Raw genomic sequence first — 3,607 nt, forward strand, 5'->3', positions numbered from 1 at the left:
GGCCTCGGCGATCAGCCGGCGGACGGCCTCGGCCGCGTCGCCCTCGTCCACCCGGGCCGCGTCCAGGGCCCGGGCGAACCGCTCGATGCCGAGCTCCTCCAGGGCGCGGACGAGGGCGTCGCGGCCGGCGAAGTGGCGGTGCAGGGTGGCGCGGCCGATCCCGGACGCCTTGGCGATCTCGTCCATGGAGGCGGTCGGCTTGCGGGTGAGCAGGGACGCGGCGGTCCGCAGCACATGGTCTCGGTCGACACTCATGAGACGACGATAACCCGAGTGAGACAAATGCGTCTCACTCGGGTTGTCATCGTCTCAGCGCGCCCAGGCCCGCTGGACCGCGAGGTCAGCCTTGACCTCCTGGAGCTGGACCGCGACGGCCGACGGGGCCGTGCCGCCCCGGCCGCTGCGGGAGGCGAGCGCGCCCGGCACGTCGAGGACCGTGCGGACCTCGGGGGTGAGATGCGGGGAGATGGCGGCGAACCGTTCGTCCGTCAGCTCGTGCAGCTCGATGCCCTCCGCCTCGCACTCCTTGACGCACGCGCCCGCCACCTCGTGGGCCACCCGGAAGGGCACACCCTGCCGGACCAGCCACTCGGCGATGTCCGTGGCGAGCGAGAAGCCCGCGGGGGCCAGCTCCGCCATGCGCTCGCGGTGGACGGTGAGGGTGGCCATCATCCCGGTGAAGGCCGGGAGGAGGACCTCCAGCTGGTCGCAGGAGTCGAAGACCGGCTCCTTGTCCTCCTGGAGGTCGCGGTTGTAGGCGAGCGGCAGGGCCTTGAGCGTGGCCAGCAGCCCGGTGAGATTGCCGATGAGCCGGCCGGACTTGCCGCGCGCCAGCTCGGCGATGTCGGGGTTCTTCTTCTGCGGCATGATCGAGGAGCCGGTGGAGAAGGCGTCGTGCAGGGTCACGAAGGAGAACTCCTTCGTGTTCCAGATGATGACCTCCTCCGCGATCCGCGACAGATCGACGCCGATCATCGCCGTGATGAAGGCGAACTCGGCGACGAAGTCCCGCGAGGCCGTGCCGTCGATGGAGTTGCCGGCGCTGCCGCGCTCGAAGCCCAGGTCGGCGGCGACCGCCTCCGGGTCCAGCCCGAGGGAGGACCCGGCGAGCGCGCCCGACCCGTACGGGGAGACCGCCGTGCGCTCGTCCCACTGCCGCAGCCGCTCGGCGTCCCGCGAGAACGCCTGGACGTGTGCGAGCACATGGTGGGCGAAGAGGACCGGCTGGGCGTGCTGGAGGTGCGTACGGCCCGGCATGGCCACGTCGGGATGGGCCTCGGCGAGACCGACGAGGGCCTCCTGGAGGTCGGCGATCAGACCGCCGATGATCCGCGCGTGGTCCCGCAGGTACATCCGGAACAGCGTGGCGACCTGGTCGTTCCGGGACCGCCCGGCCCGCAGCTTCCCGCCGAGCTCGGGGCCGAGCCGCTCCAGCAGCCCGCGCTCGAGCGCGGTGTGGACGTCCTCGTCGGCGACGGTGCCGGTGAAGGTACCGGCGGCGACGTCGGCCTCCAGCCGGTCGAGGCCGGCGATCATCCGCTCCAGCTCGTCACCGGTGAGCAGCCCGGCCTTGTGCAGCACGCGGGCGTGGGCCCGGGAACCGGCGATGTCGTAGGGGGCGAGCCGCCAGTCGAAGTGCACGGAGGCGGAGAGCTTCGCGAGGGCCTCGGCCGGCCCGTCGGCGAACCGCCCGCCCCAGAGACGTACGTCCTGCTGATCGCTCACACCAGGTCCCGCTTGGCCGCGATCTTCGACGACAGGCCGAAGATCTCGATGAAGCCCTTGGACATGGACTGGTCGAAGGTGTCGCCCGTGTCGTAGGTGGCGAGGTTGAAGTCGTACAGGGACTGCGCGGACTTCCGGCCCGTGACGACGGCCCGGCCGCCGTGCAGGGTCATCCGGATGTCGCCGGAGACGTGCTGGTTGGCCTCGGCGATGAAGCCGTCCAGGGCCCGCTTGAGCGGGGAGAACCACAGACCGTCGTAGACGAGCTCGCTCCAGCGCTGCTCGACCTGCCGCTTGTAGCGGGCGAGCTCGCGCTCGACCGTGACGTTCTCCAGCTCTTGGTGCGCGGTGATCAGCGCGATCGCGCCGGGCGCCTCGTAGATCTCCCGGGACTTGATGCCGACCAGCCGGTCCTCGACCATGTCGATCCGGCCGACGCCCTGGGCCCCGGCCCGCTCGTTGAGCTGCTGGATGGCCTGGAGGACGGTGACGGCCTTGCCGTCGATCGCCACGGGAACGCCCTGCTCGAAGGTGATGACCACCTCGTCGGCGTCCCGGGGGGTGGCGGGGTTGGCCGTGTAGTCGTAGACGTCCTCGATCGGGGCGTTCCAGATGTCCTCCAGGAAGCCCGTCTCGACGGCCCGGCCGAAGACGTTCTGGTCGATGGAGTAGGGCGACTTCTTGGTCGTCGCGATCGGCAGGCCCTTGGCCTCGCAGAAGGCGATGGCCTTGTCCCGGGTCATGGCGTAGTCCCGGACCGGGGCGATGCACTTCAGCTCGGGCGCGAGCGAGGAGATGCCCGCCTCGAACCGGACCTGGTCGTTGCCCTTGCCGGTGCAGCCGTGGGCGACGGTGGTCGCACCGTGCTTCCGCGCGGCCGCGACCAGATGCTTGACGATGGTCGGCCGCGAGAGCGCCGAGACCAGCGGGTAGCGGTCCATGTACAGGGCGTTGGCCTTGATCGCCGGGAGGCAGTACTCCTCGGCGAACTCGTCCTTGGCGTCGGCGACCTCCGCCTCCACCGCACCGCAGGCGAGGGCGCGCTTGCGGATGACGTCCAGGTCCTCGCCGCCCTGACCGACATCCACGGCGACGGCGATGACCTCGGCGCCCGTCTCCTCGGCGATCCAGCCGATGGCGACGGAGGTGTCCAGGCCGCCGGAATAGGCGAGTACGACGCGCTCGGTCACGGGGGTCTCCTTCAACGGTGCGATGCGCTCTCCATGCGCTGTTAGGTATAACTATGCAGACCTCCGTATGTTTCGTCAATAGCTCGCGAGAGTGAACCTGCGGGAGGCCGCTCCGCGGGCCCGCACACCCCGGATTTGGATCACGGGGCGGAACAGGATATTTTCTTCCTGCACGCCCCACCGGGAACGACACCGGATGGGACACGGCACCGGGACGTGGCGCAGCTTGGTAGCGCACTTGACTGGGGGTCAAGGGGTCGTGGGTTCAAATCCCGCCGTCCCGACACGGACAAACACCCTCTGACCTGGGATTTCTCCCAGGTCAGAGGGTGTTTTCGTCGTCCCTCCCGTCGCCCGGGACCCCTCTGCGCCCCACCCGCGCCGACGCGCATCGCCGCAGGTCAGGGGCGGATGTGAATTCCTCACAGTCCACCCCTGCCGGCATTCATCCCCCACTCGTGCCCGGGTCACTGTCGACGCGTCCCCCCTGCGTGCGACGGTCATGGCAAGACACCAGGGCCGCGCTCGACCCGCAGACCGACGCTCTCGCTCCGCGCGAGCACGAGCCGCCCACCAAGTGCTTCCACACAGCCGAGTTGGGGGATTTCGATGAGTGGTGTTGCTCTGTACACGAGGGCCGAACAGCGGCGGCATCATGCATCGGCCGGTCTGGAGACGCAGGATGTGGTGCT

3 protein-coding genes and 1 tRNA gene are annotated in these 3,607 nt (G+C 69.9%); 1 reads left to right on the forward strand and 3 read right to left on the reverse strand.

What is annotated here, in order from left to right; translation table 11 throughout:
* From AB0K09_RS31335 to AB0K09_RS31345, 3 genes are all read right to left on the reverse strand, one after another.
* Positions 1–255, reverse strand: a 255-nt coding sequence (locus tag AB0K09_RS31335; protein ID WP_366068784.1) for a helix-turn-helix domain-containing protein, incomplete at its 3' end; no start/stop codon positions are given.
* A 54-nt stretch (positions 256–309) separates the two neighbouring features.
* Positions 310–1,725, reverse strand: coding sequence for an argininosuccinate lyase (argH, locus tag AB0K09_RS31340; RefSeq protein ID WP_366068786.1), 1,416 nt, complete (start codon positions 1,723–1,725; stop codon positions 310–312).
* Positions 1,722–2,915 carry an argininosuccinate synthase gene (locus AB0K09_RS31345; RefSeq protein WP_366068787.1) on the reverse strand — a complete coding sequence of 398 codons (1,194 nt, stop codon included), beginning with the start codon at positions 2,913–2,915 and terminating at the stop codon, positions 1,722–1,724. The genes argH and AB0K09_RS31345 overlap by 4 nt, the downstream gene beginning before the upstream one ends.
* Before the next feature lie 210 nt (positions 2,916–3,125).
* On the opposite strand from AB0K09_RS31345, the gene AB0K09_RS31350 reads away from it, so the two are divergent.
* Positions 3,126–3,199, forward strand: a tRNA-Pro gene (locus tag AB0K09_RS31350).
* Positions 3,200–3,607 lie beyond the last annotated feature (408 nt).

It is taken from the genome of Streptomyces sp. NPDC049577 (assembly GCF_040675635.1).
In the GTDB taxonomy this organism is placed as follows: domain Bacteria; phylum Actinomycetota; class Actinomycetes; order Streptomycetales; family Streptomycetaceae; genus Streptomyces.